The sequence below is a fragment of the Reichenbachiella sp. genome, from assembly GCF_039941815.1.
Lineage (GTDB): Bacteria > Bacteroidota > Bacteroidia > Cytophagales > Cyclobacteriaceae > Reichenbachiella.
Map to the genome: position 1 here is coordinate 287,563 of NZ_JBDVDW010000061.1, position 14,091 is coordinate 301,653.

Annotated in this window: 12 protein-coding genes; 3 read left to right on the forward strand and 9 right to left on the reverse strand. The window is 34.3% G+C overall.

Features of this window, described 5'->3' with window-relative positions:
• Positions 1 to 120: 120 nt before the first annotated feature.
• Positions 121 to 1,059, reverse strand: a complete 939-nt coding sequence (locus ABJF11_RS15280; RefSeq protein ID WP_348120834.1) for a hypothetical protein — start codon at positions 1,057 to 1,059, stop codon at positions 121 to 123.
• 698 nt (positions 1,060 to 1,757) lie between these two features.
• Between ABJF11_RS15280 and ABJF11_RS15285 the strand changes: the two genes are divergently transcribed.
• The 3 genes from ABJF11_RS15285 to ABJF11_RS15295 all read left to right on the forward strand — a co-directional run bounded on the left by ABJF11_RS15285 (position 1,758) and on the right by ABJF11_RS15295 (position 5,191).
• On the forward strand, positions 1,758 to 2,993 hold the full coding sequence (locus ABJF11_RS15285) for a hypothetical protein (protein ID WP_348120836.1): 1,236 nt from the start codon (positions 1,758 to 1,760) through the stop codon (positions 2,991 to 2,993).
• Between the two features lie 172 nt (positions 2,994 to 3,165).
• Entirely contained in the window at positions 3,166 to 3,906 is a 741-nt protein-coding gene (locus tag ABJF11_RS15290) for a hypothetical protein (RefSeq protein ID WP_348120838.1), read from the forward strand.
• Between the two features lie 463 nt (positions 3,907 to 4,369).
• Positions 4,370 to 5,191 (forward strand): hypothetical protein, encoded by an 822-nt coding sequence (locus ABJF11_RS15295; RefSeq protein WP_348120840.1) that lies wholly within the window; start codon positions 4,370 to 4,372, stop codon positions 5,189 to 5,191.
• A gap of 105 nt (positions 5,192 to 5,296) precedes the next feature.
• Here ABJF11_RS15295 and ABJF11_RS15300 read toward each other — a convergent pair whose 3' ends face one another.
• From ABJF11_RS15300 to ABJF11_RS15335, 8 genes are all read right to left on the reverse strand, one after another.
• Entirely contained in the window at positions 5,297 to 5,821 is a 525-nt protein-coding gene (locus ABJF11_RS15300; RefSeq protein WP_348120842.1) for a Hint domain-containing protein, read from the reverse strand.
• Between the two features lie 2 nt (positions 5,822 to 5,823).
• Positions 5,824 to 7,401: a TIR domain-containing protein gene (locus ABJF11_RS15305; protein WP_348120843.1), complete on the reverse strand. Its 1,578-nt coding sequence runs from the start codon at positions 7,399 to 7,401 to the stop codon at positions 5,824 to 5,826.
• Positions 7,394 to 8,719, reverse strand: coding sequence for a hypothetical protein (locus tag ABJF11_RS15310; protein WP_348120845.1), 1,326 nt, complete (start codon positions 8,717 to 8,719; stop codon positions 7,394 to 7,396). The genes ABJF11_RS15305 and ABJF11_RS15310 overlap by 8 nt, the downstream gene beginning before the upstream one ends.
• Before the next feature lies 1 nt (position 8,720).
• Entirely contained in the window at positions 8,721 to 9,149 is a 429-nt protein-coding gene (locus ABJF11_RS15315; protein ID WP_348120846.1) for a hypothetical protein, read from the reverse strand.
• A 239-nt stretch (positions 9,150 to 9,388) separates the two neighbouring features.
• Complete coding sequence (locus ABJF11_RS15320; protein ID WP_348120848.1) at positions 9,389 to 11,080, reverse strand: alpha/beta hydrolase; 1,692 nt, start codon at positions 11,078 to 11,080, stop codon at positions 9,389 to 9,391.
• A 19-nt stretch (positions 11,081 to 11,099) separates the two neighbouring features.
• Positions 11,100 to 12,455, reverse strand: coding sequence for a hypothetical protein (locus ABJF11_RS15325; RefSeq protein WP_348120849.1), 1,356 nt, complete (start codon positions 12,453 to 12,455; stop codon positions 11,100 to 11,102).
• Between the two features lie 5 nt (positions 12,456 to 12,460).
• Positions 12,461 to 12,757 (reverse strand): hypothetical protein, encoded by a 297-nt coding sequence (locus ABJF11_RS15330; RefSeq protein ID WP_348120851.1) that lies wholly within the window; start codon positions 12,755 to 12,757, stop codon positions 12,461 to 12,463.
• An 81-nt stretch (positions 12,758 to 12,838) separates the two neighbouring features.
• A complete protein-coding gene (locus tag ABJF11_RS15335; RefSeq protein WP_348120852.1) occupies positions 12,839 to 13,984 on the reverse strand; it encodes a hypothetical protein in 1,146 nt (381 codons plus the stop codon).
• Positions 13,985 to 14,091: the final 107 nt, after the last annotated feature.

Genomic DNA, 14,091 nt, shown 5'->3' on the forward strand with positions numbered 1-14,091 from the left:
CCTTAATCAGCCTAGTACTGACCTGCTATGACAACTAATGATAATCAAATTTATGAATTAATGATGACTGAGCAATTAGGTATTGGCACATGTATATCATCTAAGTGATTTACCTGGGAGTTATTTCCTTCTCCAATTTCTAGATTTTTGGCCAGATGAGGTTTTATATTTCTTCCTCGCTCGAATCGCTTGTTTATTCTGATTCAACTGTCTTTTGACCTGTGTTATTACCCCATAACTTAGGAACACTTCAAAAAGGCCACCTATACCTAGCCCTACAAGAGAAGATAGAAAAATAATTAATATGTTTTCCCATTTTATTAAGTCCTCAATTACGTATGTGAATTTGTAATAACGTACTTCTCCAAAAACTCCCTTTCCATCAATATAGAATTTGTCTCTCTGAATCGCGCCCACCTCATTTTTGTCAAACAGACTATCGTATGACAAATTTAGATGGCCTCTATCAAATACAAATTTACTTGGGTAATAAAAATCTAATCTGTGATTGAAATCTGGAAGTGATAGAAAAAGATTGATTTCTCGTTTTGAAAATGAAGCATAACTTGACTCATCTTTTAAAAAAAAACCAGCGTCAGAAAACTCTCCTATCATATCAAAAAATATAGACAACCCTTCCCTCTTATCTTTAATTGTTACAGCCAAAGAATCAAGGTCATTAACTGGAATCAACTTTCGGGGGATAGCCGCTGGGAGGCTATTAGCAAATATTGTAAAATCAATTCTACAACTATCAGATTGATCAGGCATTTTTAATATGCTACCCACTCTAATACTTCCATCTTCCGCGACTGTCATTGCGATTAAGTATGGTGATTTCTCAAGAAAATCTTTCCTATCAATTTTACTTCCTTCAGGATATTCATAACTATAATCTTCTATACAATCAAATGAGCTATTTACCTTAAGCCATGTGGCATTGTAATGGAAAGGGTTGATTACTCCAGAAACGAGGCATAATCCTATAAGTGCGAATATTAGTACAACGCTACTCAGTATTGTGGTGATTTTTAATCTGGATTGCTTAAAAAAAGACATCAGCTTCAGTTAGTACCGAAATATAATGAACTTTTCATCAACAGTTATTGAACAATTTAGCGACTACACTATACCATAACACAATATTTCTTACGACCTATTAGCGACCTGGAAAACACGTATGCACTCTAAATGATTGATTAACTGATACTTAATACAACTAAAATTCTGACTTGTAATCAGTAGGTCGTTGGTTCGAATCCGACTGGGCTCTTATTAAGGCTTCTAAATGCGCTTCACTGCAATCATAAATTTGGCTGCTTGACCAGTCGGAATCGTCTCCGGTACATTATAAGCTATTACTAAACTCTCTTGGTCATTTTCAATCTCGATTTTGCTTCTTCTACTATCCAACTTCTCTACCTTTATAAAATCTAGTAGGGAAGCAATTCTTCCCTCTTTCAAAAGATTATAGGAACAGGGAAATGACACTTTTGGTGATTTAGAGATATTTTTTCTTGTACTTTTTAAATATCGAATCAATCCTAGATCACTATTTTGAATTTTTTATTGTACATAATAAAGAATCTTCAGTAAAAAAACAGTTATTGAGATGAACCCAAATGCACTCAAATGAAGCCAAATGGGCTGTTTTAGAGACCATTTATCCGATTCAGTCCTTAACTAAATTTTTAATAAATAAGATGACTTTATGTATTTTAGCTGATTGTAGATTTCAATCCGGAGAATAATTTAACTTGAGTATAATCGATACGTTTAGCCGAATTACGTCACATCCCTTTCCTTCAAAGATAGTAGTTCTGCTTTCTTTGATCATTGGTTTTATTTCACTTTTGCCCAGTTCGATGTTTGCACAATCTGAATTCTACCATGCAGACTCTGCTGATGTTCATTTATACCCAACAGGCCATTTAGATGAAACTAAGTGTCTTGCTCTTTATGATACTTCTGTGATTGAAATGCATACTTGGTATTATTATGAACCTTATTGCATCATTACAGATTCCATTTATTACATAGAGGATAAGTCATTTCATGAGCAAAGGGTATTCAAAATTTTAGCTGATAAAAAGATAATAGCCAGTTTAAGGTACTATGAAGACACTGTTTATGTTAAAGAATATTATACGAATCACACTCATGAGTATCAAGCAAATAAGCTTACAGAGTTTCAAACTAAACCATATAAATCTTCAGACATGACGAAATTTGGTTGGAGTACAAGAGAACGAAAAGATGGCACTACTTTAGACTCCATTTACATCGAAAACGACCAAATAGCCATTTACAAGCAATATTATGAAAATGGTCAACTGAAAAGACATGAATTCATCAAAAGTGGAATCGCCAAACGAATCGATTACAAAGAAAATGGAAAGGTAAACAAAAGCAAAAAACTGAAAAGACAGCGACATAGAAACTTAATCTATATTCCAGACTCACTGGATGTTCAAATTTATACGCCAGGGAAAGGGACTTTATTTGATTGTATAGCTCTTTTTGACACGACCCATATAAAATATCATACATGGAGATATAGTAGCCCTTATCGCATGATCTCAGATTCTTCTTATTTCACTGGCGATGATTTAGTACAAGTACAAAAGGTTTATAAATTCTTTCCTAAAAAAGAGATAGTTGCCGAACTAATTTATTCAAATGATACAGTTCGGGTTGAACTTTATGGGACGAATTCCCTAATTAAATATAGTGCCACCAAAGTGAATTTTACTGGAAACAATTGGTATGAAGTTAATAGTTATAATCGAGATGGATGGTCAGTGACGACCGAAAATGGATATATTTCGGATTCCACTTTTTATGAAAATGACAACAGAAAAATCAGCAAACAGTTCTATGCCAATGGTCAGCTAAAACTATATTATAATAATGGCAAAACCCTAGAATATAAAAAGAACGGAAAAGTCAGAAATAAAATATCATTTTCCCTGTTGGATGTTTTTGCTCAATGATTAACTCGGAATAGAAAAGTGAAATTTTAGGTAAAAAGATGAAACATGAAACAACAAAACATAAACTAACAGTAATCCTACCCTAGGTTGAGAAATTTTTCTTACGACGTTGATCATTGCATCTGCACTTACTTACTTAAAAGAAAACTCCTTTAATCTAATTAACATTTCATTGGCAGGAATAGGAGTTACTCTTTTTGTAAGTGCATTCAAACCAATAGAAATCAACCCATCTGAGGACGAAGTTTTCGAAATGAATGAGTTGTTGGGATTAATGGTTGTTCCTCGGGTATTATGGTTGAGTTCAGCAATTTCAGTTTTAGCCGTTTTGTTCTACTACATGGATTTGAGAAATGATGGATATCTAAGAATAGCTTCTATAGGAATTATGGCTATTGGGACCGCATTCGTTGTTCTGATCATTTCTCTCCTTTCAGCAACGAAACACATGAGGTCAACAATTCCGGTAGTAACCAGGGCTATCATCGTTTTATCGTTGATTTTGATTTTCAACTCATGTAGTGATTCTGCACAGGAAGAACCTCAAGGATCAAGAGAAAAAACCGGTCTTGTTGGTTTTTGGAAGAGCTATTCTCATATGAATACTAGTTGTCATAATCCATTTAGAAACAGGGATGAGCATGGCTCTATTGATACGTGGTTTGATTTTAAAGAATCTGGTGAGGTAGAATACGGCTGGCGTGATGATGTTTATCAATGGAATGACTGGTCGGTAGATGACCAATATTTAAAAATAACTCTTACAGGTCCAAATACAACCGATCAGGTTTATTCATATTGGTTTATTGAAGAAGATGGAGTTCAATATTTAACACTACAGCATGATATTAATGGTGGATGTCGAATGATAAATAAGTACAGCATCGAGGGATGGAAAAATTGGGAATTTTGATAGATGATAATTGTATTTTAAGCAAAATAAAAAAACCTCCACAAGGCCCCTGCTGTTGCTTTCAGTGGGCACTAGCAACTAACGCTACAGCGCTTATTCCAATACCTACCATTCCAGTAAACCTAGATTTATCACCTTGGTTTTTTCCGCTCTTTTGTGCCACGTATTTCATTTCCTTGCCATTGAAGTTTCGGATGGTTCTTATCAGGAAATTAATCAAACAACTAATGAGTACAAAATTTTGAAAGTTTGTTTCCTCAAAGGAGTCAAGAACTTTCATTGCACACCTTCCTTGCACCCTCTAGTGAATGAAATCTTTATTGAAATGGAATAGAGACTAGTTCCTGCTCCTCTTATTTCCCGATACAAAGTTTCGAAAAGATATTGGCTGGTAGGCTATTCAACCTTTGCTAATTACCGTATGTCTATCTGATTATCTCCATTAAAATCTTATCATTACAAGATGAAAAAATTCTTGATTTATCTCTCATTAAATTTTGGTTTACTCTCCTGTAAAACAGATAAAAGCAATGAAATAGCCACTGCCAAACTAGTGTATGATACACAAATTGAAGAAGTGAAAAGAAGTTATCAATATATGCGTAAATCGATATCTGACGCAGGTAACAGAGAGAAAGATCTAGATTTACTTTACAGGGTTGATAGTTTACAACTCCTGCGACGGTTATCAGGTCTAAAATATACCAATTTGGAATACACGCTTGATTTGAAGTACGAAAGAGTAATCAATTTTATTAGGGAACTAGAAGATCATGTTGAGGCACCATATAATAAAAAGTCAATTTCAGAACTGTTGGATAGGAGTGAATATTTTTTGGCTGATTACCAAAAAACCAATTCGAAATTACAATTGCTCAATTTCCTAATAAACATCTCTCAAGCAGAAATTGTGGTTTTAAACGAGTATGAAAGACGCATGCCGTACAGCTGTGGGATTTTTTTCAGTTTAAATTTTAATTTGCATACAAATTCAGATTCAGTTGAAATCAATTCTCCAATCAAAATGATGATCGCTTTGAAACCTGATGTAACTGAGTGTTTATGGGATATCAAAATTGATTCTTTGGTTCTCAGTAGAAACGATACCGTAATTTATGATTCCTTTAAATTTGAAAGTATCGGAGGCGTTGGATATTTTGAGTACTTAGCTAAAGATCCAGGCACCTACACGATAAGTGGAAATTACAAAATGACTTATAGGACGGAAGAACATACCTTTCAAGAAAAATTTACAAAAACATTCACTGTATACACTGTTCAATAAAAAGTCTACTTCCCGATACAAAAAGTATCTAACACTGAATTTCAGATAGTTACAAATTAAAGGTACAATTAAGGTACAGAATAAGCGATTTTCGAAAGCAAATAGTTAGGCAAAATGAACCTCTGAATTTCCTATTTTCTTTGCCCTAATTAGTCCAAATAAGTTCTCATCATGTACGAGATACCCATTGGCAAAAAAGGAATTATTTCGCTCAGAGGAGATTGTAAACATTTCCATAGAACATCTTACCATTTTTATTTCATCAATTTGCGAATATGTAAATGAGCCTTTTTCATTAATTCTCAAACATTTATCACCTTCCTTCAAATTTTTAACAGCTATGCCATAATTCCGATAACTGGATTCATTGTCAAAAGAACACCAACCTTTATCCAACACCCAAATCGGATGATCACGTGTTGAGACTAAACCACTCTCTCGAAATTTAATTTTCATGTATTCTTCATGAATATCCGAAACCTTGCAGATTACCCTAGACGATTCAACCTTATTGCATTTTTCGTTAAATGAAAAAACATTATCTTTTGGTCCAATATCGCAAATTGATTTAGTCCTATAATCATCCAAATAGATTTGTGTATTAGGTGAAAAGCAAATTATTTTATTCATATCTAATTATCGTTGGGTTTAATCAAGAATACAGCCCTTCCATCTTTCTTATCCAAAGTAGATTTGAGCACTTCAAAATTGTACGATTTGAGATGCTTCCCAAATTCAAAATAATCATACCTTTTCGCGATCATGAGAACATTATTAATTTTTTTTCCATTCTCATTATAGATTAAACGGTACAACAATACCTGGGTGCCATTTACTCTAGAATATTTTTCAATTGTACGTTCATCTATAATAGGTACCGCCTTTACAAATTTGGCAATATTTGACTTTATCTCTTTAAAATCATCAATACTCAAACTATCTTGTCTATCTGCCTCTGAACATAGAAATTTTCGCCTAATTGAATTAATAAGTAAATCACCGTATATACCATCTTCATAGTCAACAAATAGGTTTTCAGGAGACCTTCTCGGTTCAATGTTTTCGATGCTCTCATCGCCCTTAATAAGTACATCTAACAAGAATAAATCCTTTGAATCCGTCCATTCTACTACCTTATTTAAAAAGTGACTCTCAATCGCTTGTAAATTAGAAAAAGTCAACCCCATCATAACCAAAAAATTCGCCTGGCCAAATTTCTTGGTTTTGCTTTTTAAAATTTTACCTATATGAGGGTGGTTTACTTCAAAATCGTCAATTATAGAAAATGGAGTTCTAACATTTTGATTGGCAGTTACAGTATTGATTGCCAAATAAGCCATTGAAGGGTTAATGTCAACAGGTATAAACGCAATGTTAGAATTTTTCATACTCAACATTTCTACTAATTTTTCATCCGTTTTACCGATCCCTGGCCCGAATGAAATCAAATTATCATAATCCTTTAACGATAAATTCTTATTGGTCTTTTCAGCTTTACTTACAAATTTCTCTAAGGCAGCTCTCCTAATATGATGAAGGCTTGTATTTTCTATCCTCTTCCATATTAGAGCACTCTCTGTCCCCAAATACAATGACTTTGTTGCCCATTCTTGAAACCTTCTTTCTAATCTAAGATTAACCAACTCATGTCCCATATAATACGTCACTTTATCATAAGCTCTATCCTTATCCAGATCATTATTCAGAAAGCTTCTTATTCTTTCATTAAGCTTTGAATTGTAGATATTTTCATGATTGAATCCGCTGAGATCAGAAGGTATTATTAGTTCAAGAATTTCCTCAGCCTTAAGTGACCCTTTTACATTTTCGTTTACTATATCCGTTAATATCAAAGTCCCTTTGATTCCTTTAGTCGCAAAAAACATACCAGCTTCTAATATTACGCTGGACCTAGTGATAGCTCTTAGTTTACCCTCTTCTGAATAGAATTTATCATCTGCTCCAAAAATAAAAACTCCTGCATCATTAGTTTTAGTTGCCTCAATTAGTGAGGTGAGATTATAATCACTTGGTTTAAAAGTTTCGCCAGACCACCAAGGGTTTGGAATATGGCCTGCCTGCTCTATGATATAGAGCAACTTTCTAATTATTGGTTGATTCTCTGTTGATTCTATGTCAACACTTCCATCTACTTTTTTTCTTATGTATCTAGATGAGGTACCAATAAAAACTCTTTTTTGCTTACCCATGAGCGCGCATCATTTTCATAATAGCTCCGATCAACAAGATGATAATAAAGTTAATCAAAGGATAGCTAACAGATCTATAGGGTATTGTAATTGTGTTTATTGCTTCTATAGAAATTAAGAGTATGATCGATATTACTGATCCGAAAAAAATCATATTGTCTTGCAAACCAAATTTTCGACATAGAGCTATTGGGGCTAGAACAGCAGCATAAATCAATATTGCAGATAAAATAATTACTAATATTTCATTAAAATATAACGCTGTCGAAATTGCAATTGAGAATACAATAAAACTTGAAACAAGAATCAGTTTTCTTTCATCATCTTGATCTCCTCTTCTCAAAAGATCTCTAGCAACAGAAGTAATCGCGTTTAACGAAAAGGAATCCAATGAAGATAATATTATAGACATAGCGGCAATTACAGCCAGTATTCCAATTCCCGGACTCAGTAGCTGAAAGAAACTAATATAGGCGGTTTCAGGGTCAGACAATGTTACACCCAAAGAGTTTAGAGTAATTCCTAAATAAATGGCAGACACTACAATAACACAATAAAAAAGAGCTCCAAAAAACACTCCCTTCCTAGCTTCCTTATTTGATTTTCCTGACTTTACACGAACATTTATATCCTGAGAGAATGGAATAAAAATAACGGTATAACCCAATAGAACTATGACATCAAAGGGCATTGCCGAAAAACCTAATTTACCTGCATACTCAGACTCGGTTTTTAAAGAAACGAAAATAAAAGGTGTGATGAAAAATACAAACACGACGATAAGCTGTATCACATCTGTTTTATTAACAGCCTTAAAACCTCCTATTACAACATATCCAAAAGTAATAGCAGCCAATATCAGAGTAAATAATTCAGAAGCTATCCAAGTAAAATAAGGATGAAGCAGCTTTGATATTGCAACAAATTGTGCTGCCACAACCAAAATAAAAACAAGAGAAGAAATTGCTCCAATCAGGTATCGTAATCTTGGTTCCGTTCCACTCAACAGGTCTGATATGGTAATGCCGTTGTCCTTCCTATAAAACTTTAAACAGGCGAAAACAATGAAAGTGCCGAAAAGAAAGGATATAGGATCAACAAGAGCCTGCCAACCAAAACTATACCCTAAAGAGGCCATATTCAGCAATGCCGCTCCTCCTGCAAAACTCATACTCAGTCCCGCGGAAATAACGAACCAGTTAAGTTTGTTTCGGCTCATTGAATAAGCTTCCAATGATAAAACACTACCAGATTTCGAAAAATATCCTACAACTATGAAAAGTAGAAATACTGCAATTATTAAATTTTGATCTACCATTTCAAAGCATTTTTAAAATAGAAAACGCTACTATAATAGACATATAAACTATTATCAATGTTCCACTGAACAAGGTTTTAACGTACAGTCTAGGTTCCATACTTACCTCTAATGAGAATGAAGTATCATTTCGCTTTGAGGCTATATCATTGAACAAATTCCTGTATCTCCTTTCGGTATACAAATAATAAGAATCCAACCCCCACATTATCAAAATCAAAAGCGCCCCAAAAACGGTATACTCAATAGTTATGTCGCTTCTTTTTAAGGTGATGTATGCAGTAACAAGAGTGATGGTCAAACTTTTAATAACAAATGAATTCTGATTCATTCGAGAGACAATATTCTGAACAAATTCAAGATATTTAAGCTTGGTCATTGAATTTTCAATCTCATGATCGATCATTTGCTCAACTTCTTTTTTATTCATTGGATTTGCATTTAAATATCCTAAATATAAATAATTCACATGCTATTATTTCATGCACAACTCAATATCGTTAAGGACTATTCTTTAATATCAGAAACAGCTTACTCTCCTAAACATATTGTAACCCTTTGAATAAAATAATGCTTTCTATTCGAATATTCATATAACAGAAAAGAACAGAATAAAATATCCAGCCCCATTTGATCATTCGTTTGGTACTTAAATATCGTTTTTGAACCTCACCTCGGGAAAAGCCAATAAGACAAATCACTTTTACTTTTTTTCCATAGTCTCCTGGCTTCCGGTGCAAGTCGTTGATTTATTGTAAGATGTAAATCCGTTAACAACTCCTTAGTATCAAAAGCATAAGAGTGATTCATAATCCCAGATTTTATCACAGATGTATCAACAGTATCAATACCAGGTTCCACAAACAAATCCTTACCAGCATCTCCTAACCGAGGAAGGCTTCTGAAAAATTCAGATGAACTAAGCGCCTTATCTCTCTTAGAAGCATACAATGTTCTCCTTAAACCCATATTTTTAAAGTATGGTAATATATTTGATTTAAACACTCTTTGATCAATATCTGGAGCAGCTAGAATTACCTGTTTGATTCTCGAAGCATACTGACTGAAGCTTGAATCCTGACTCAAATCTTTTAGCCCATAAGACAATAATCTATTTCCCATACTATGCGCTATTATGTGTAGCTGTTCAATACCAACATCTACCACAAGATGCTTTAGAAAACACTCAAAAGGCTTGATTGACGCGTCAGCTAACTCAATGTCCTTAAAGTAACCAGATGTCTTTCCTAAAGATGGCCAACTGAAAAAACCAGTAAGTCCCTCAAATGGCACATCAAAAGCAATTTGAGCAGTTCTTCTTGCCACATCTGAAAATGTATTCTTGTAACCATGTATAAAAAGTAGTGCTGATTTATCTTTTTGATTTGCTAACTCGTAACGTCTTTGATCTATAAAGTCCTTCAGTAGCAGTTCCTCTACCTCACGAACCACCACATGCTTTTCCGCATTTTCAGCCAAACTAAATATACCAAGTTTCCAAGGGCGCTCAATCTTTCCTTGCTCATGATCAGCGGGAATGCTAACAGTACAATTTCCAAAATGTAAATTTTCTGATAACTGGGTACCATACTCTATATTTGAGTATTTTTCAATTTTTTCACGCGACGTTGCATAGAAAAGATCTATGCTAAAATATGAGTTATCCTTCGAATCACGCGACCTATTGAGATTCGGCAATAGACTATCCGTGCCAAAATTAAAAAAAGGAGGATTTGTTGCTGTATCACTACTAACGCTACGTTTAAACATCGTCTTGGTGTACTTACCTAGACCAATCTGTAAATTTTCAATAAACGTACGTTCATCAAACTCCAAAGGATCTACGAGACGAACTAATGGTTTGATTTGATCTGAGTTTTCAATACCCGAAAGATCCTCTGGCTCCATTCTGGACAGTAATTGGCCATACATTAATGGAGAACTTGTTGCATCAAAAATCATTGGGTTATCAAAATCCCATTCAATATCAAGTTTGGCATTATTAGGAGCAAACAAGTTATCAGAAGCTTCTTCTTCAAAATGGTTGAAAAGTGTATTATCTTTTACAACACCTTTAATGGCTCGGTGCTTATGTGGATAGAATCCTATAAATACATCTCCAGGAATAACTTGTTTCAAATTATAAATGCTAGATGCAGTTACCTCACTAGCTTCTTCTGACACTAAACCAATCATTAATAATCCTGACCGCAAATCCTCTGGAGTGAATCTTAGTTTAAAGAATATTTTACTCCAATCAAAAACTGTTGAACTATAATCTTCATCCCATTCATGGAACATTGAATTTTCCATTGATATTGCCCAATGAGCTTTTTTATCTGTTTGGAGTGCCTCTCGCATACTCAGTTTTTTTAATTGATTAGGATTGTTTCGGGTCTAATAGAGATTTCAAACTATACTTTACGTATATTCCAAAGGATAACCTCTCGTACCAGTCTTTGTTTTCTGGCATTTTTTTTAACTCATCTTTATTGTTATCAACATCTGGTAATTCAAAGTATAGACCTCCAATGAAATTCCCACCTTTTTTGTAGAATGAAGTGGCCAGCCCAAAATCAGTCACATTAGCAACCTTGCTACTTTTGTCATTGGCTTTAACTCTAAGATATACATCCAGTAAAATTATTGTTTTGTTTTTGAGTGAGATATATTTAACCACGTCAAAATCGAATCTATTAAGCATTAGGGTCAAGTAACCATCTGCTTCAAAAGCTGTCTTCTTATCCTTCTCAGTGTATGTGGTATCTGCAAATGATTCAGTTACAGAAATTTCAAATTCTCGCTTAGTTAATGAAGATTTGTTATTCGATTTTTCTCGAATATATCTCGCTCCAATTGCCCAATTTTTCCAAAACCTGTAATTCAATCCGAAACCAAAATTACCAGCTCGAAATTCTTCCTTAGAAAAACTATCATCAGGATTAGCCTGGTTCCAACCATTGAATAAATTAAACTTCTGCTGACTCATACCAGCTGTAGCATAGAAAGTGAATCTCCTATAATTGTTCAAATTCAAAGCATTGGCCTTTTCTATTTTCTTTTTCTTCCTTTTGGCTATTAGTTTAATATTTGCTTCATATAATTTCAAATTATCATCACTCTCTAGTACCAATAGCATCTGATCCAGAAGTAGTTTAAAATTTGGGTTCTCCTCCGACTTCGACATTTTGAGAATCGTTGATTTGAGTGTAGGTATCCCCTTTCTATTTTTTTCATCAAAATGTGACTTTAGTAATTCATTCAGGGAAGCCTTCTCGGTGTCTGTAGTAGCAAGTGAATCAACGACACTTACAAGCTCCTTTTGAAGTGTATTAGTCAAATACTTAAAAAGTTCTCTTTGGTCTCCATTGATTTTTTGCCCATCAGCCTTAAAAAGCGTTGTTAGCTCATCATCAAGTTTATCTGAATTTGAAAAATATCCACCGACCAAAAGATTGAAACCTGAAGATGGTTGAAATTCTCCACCTGAAAGTAAAGGTGTCAGTCCATCATCATTCTTGCCTGATATATTTCCTCCAAAAAGAACACCTTTTGGTTCTATGATAGACTTAGCATAGTTGTTCGTGCTAAAAGATAATTCAGAGTCGCTCACATCAAAGCCAATATTGGTATTATCAAATAATACAGTACTTTGACTTTCACTTGTTTTCAATATTTGTGCGAGTATCGATTCCGTGCAAAACAGAATAAATACTAAAAGGATCAGGTTTTTCATAATTATCAAATTGAATGACTAAAAATATGCTTACCATCCTTCGCCACAGGCTTGACTGGTTTTTTGTTAATCTTATCGTTATCTTGAAATATATCCATGGACAATTCTAGGGCAGTAGGAGCTTTCACCAGCGCAAACACCACAATACCATCCGCCACAAAAATGTCATCATTTTCGAACTGAATAACTCCTTGCTCAGGGATACTCTTCACAACATCTTCGTCATCAATATCTGCGGATATCAATACTACCTCCTGTCCGAAATCTGCAGGGTATGAAATTTTACATGTTACTTTTGCCATAAAAGTTAAGTTAAGTTTATAATATTTTTTATACTGGCTAGATGCTATCAGAGGCTGGTCATCTTTATATCAAATGCCTCTTCAATTATCGCAGATATATACATCTTCATTAATGCGATAAGAAACACCATTTGTAATCAGTACAACATGGTCATTTGTAATAACCTGTCTGCTTTTAACATAGTCAGAAAGTGTCCAAGCTGGTTTTCCTTTATTTGTCTGATATACTCCCTTAACTCCAGAACTAAGTAGGCGTTCGAGATTATCTGGGTGAGGATGACCATACCCATTTTTCCCAACAGAAGCAATTGCGACTTCCGCTTTGATTAAGTTCAAAAAACCTAATTCAGATGTATTATTTGCGGCATGATGGTTCACTTGAAATGCATCAATATTAATCGATTTATCAGTCAAATATTTACCAACATAGTACTCTAGTCTGGCATCTTCTGGGCCCTGAGCTGTTCCACGCTTTCCAATCAAATCCCCACCTAATAAATAATCGAATGCTCCAAATTCAATCAAGAAAGAGATGCTACGCTCATTCTCAGATTCAGCCTTATCAACCTTCCCTTTGCCTAGTACAAACCCATTTGCACTAAGGCAAGTCATTTTTGCACCTCCTCCTAAATCAATTACAAAATCCTGTATATCATCCAAACTATCGAGTGATACTCTTTTTGTAGCTTCAGTAAAGATTTTGTACTTTTTGAATGTTTTCGAGTTAGATGGCTTCTTATCTCCACGATCGATAATTTTTTTGATTTTAATATCATCACCCAGCCCCCATTCAGGAAAATCAAATTTTTCATTATTAGAATCTAGCCAATCTTTTTTCCCATTTCCATCGTCATCTCCAAGATTACCAGGGACATTATTTGGTCCAAGAGCGAAACTAGTTCTATGAGAATTATTGGTACCGAACACGATACCTCCTAAATAATCAGCGTCATAATGTGATATTATCAAATAGTCCAGTTCGCTGATACCCTTATTTGAAAGCACATCATATATGATTTTCCCTCCATCCTTAGGGCTTCCCTTTGTTAAGGTTTGTCCACAATCGTAAAGTACTGAGATTCTCTGCCCACTGCTGTCTGGACCTTGAATCAGAGTGGAAGACCCTTGACCAATATTTATGTGAGTGATTTCTAATTCTTGGGCTTCCGAGAAAAATGTGCCTGTTAAAAAAAATATAGAAAGGATTAGACAGCTATTAAATTTCATATAGGTAGGTTAATAGTATGGTCACTCAATATGCTGCAATTACAATATACATAATTAAGTTTATAAACGAAATTATTCCTGCATACAACAATTACAATAGATCTACT

What these genes read in the sequence shown, in the direction of transcription:
- ABJF11_RS15280 (WP_348120834.1), bottom strand. Translation starts at nt 1,059, where the DNA reads ATGTCTTTTTTTAAGCAATCCAGATTAAAAATCACCACAATACTGAGT.
- ABJF11_RS15330 (WP_348120851.1), bottom strand. Translation starts at nt 12,757, where the DNA reads ATGGCAAAAGTAACATGTAAAATTTCATACCCTGCAGATTTCGGACAG.
- ABJF11_RS15335 (WP_348120852.1), bottom strand. Translation starts at nt 13,984, where the DNA reads ATGAAATTTAATAGCTGTCTAATCCTTTCTATATTTTTTTTAACAGGC.
- ABJF11_RS15310 (WP_348120845.1), bottom strand. Translation starts at nt 8,719, where the DNA reads ATGGTAGATCAAAATTTAATAATTGCAGTATTTCTACTTTTCATAGTT.
- ABJF11_RS15325 (WP_348120849.1), bottom strand. Translation starts at nt 12,455, where the DNA reads ATGAAAAACCTGATCCTTTTAGTATTTATTCTGTTTTGCACGGAATCG.
- ABJF11_RS15295 (WP_348120840.1), top strand. Translation starts at nt 4,370, where the DNA reads ATGAAAAAATTCTTGATTTATCTCTCATTAAATTTTGGTTTACTCTCC.
- ABJF11_RS15305 (WP_348120843.1), bottom strand. Translation starts at nt 7,401, where the DNA reads ATGGGTAAGCAAAAAAGAGTTTTTATTGGTACCTCATCTAGATACATA.
- ABJF11_RS15300 (WP_348120842.1), bottom strand. Translation starts at nt 5,821, where the DNA reads ATGAATAAAATAATTTGCTTTTCACCTAATACACAAATCTATTTGGAT.
- ABJF11_RS15320 (WP_348120848.1), bottom strand. Translation starts at nt 11,080, where the DNA reads ATGCGAGAGGCACTCCAAACAGATAAAAAAGCTCATTGGGCAATATCA.
- ABJF11_RS15315 (WP_348120846.1), bottom strand. Translation starts at nt 9,149, where the DNA reads ATGAATAAAAAAGAAGTTGAGCAAATGATCGATCATGAGATTGAAAAT.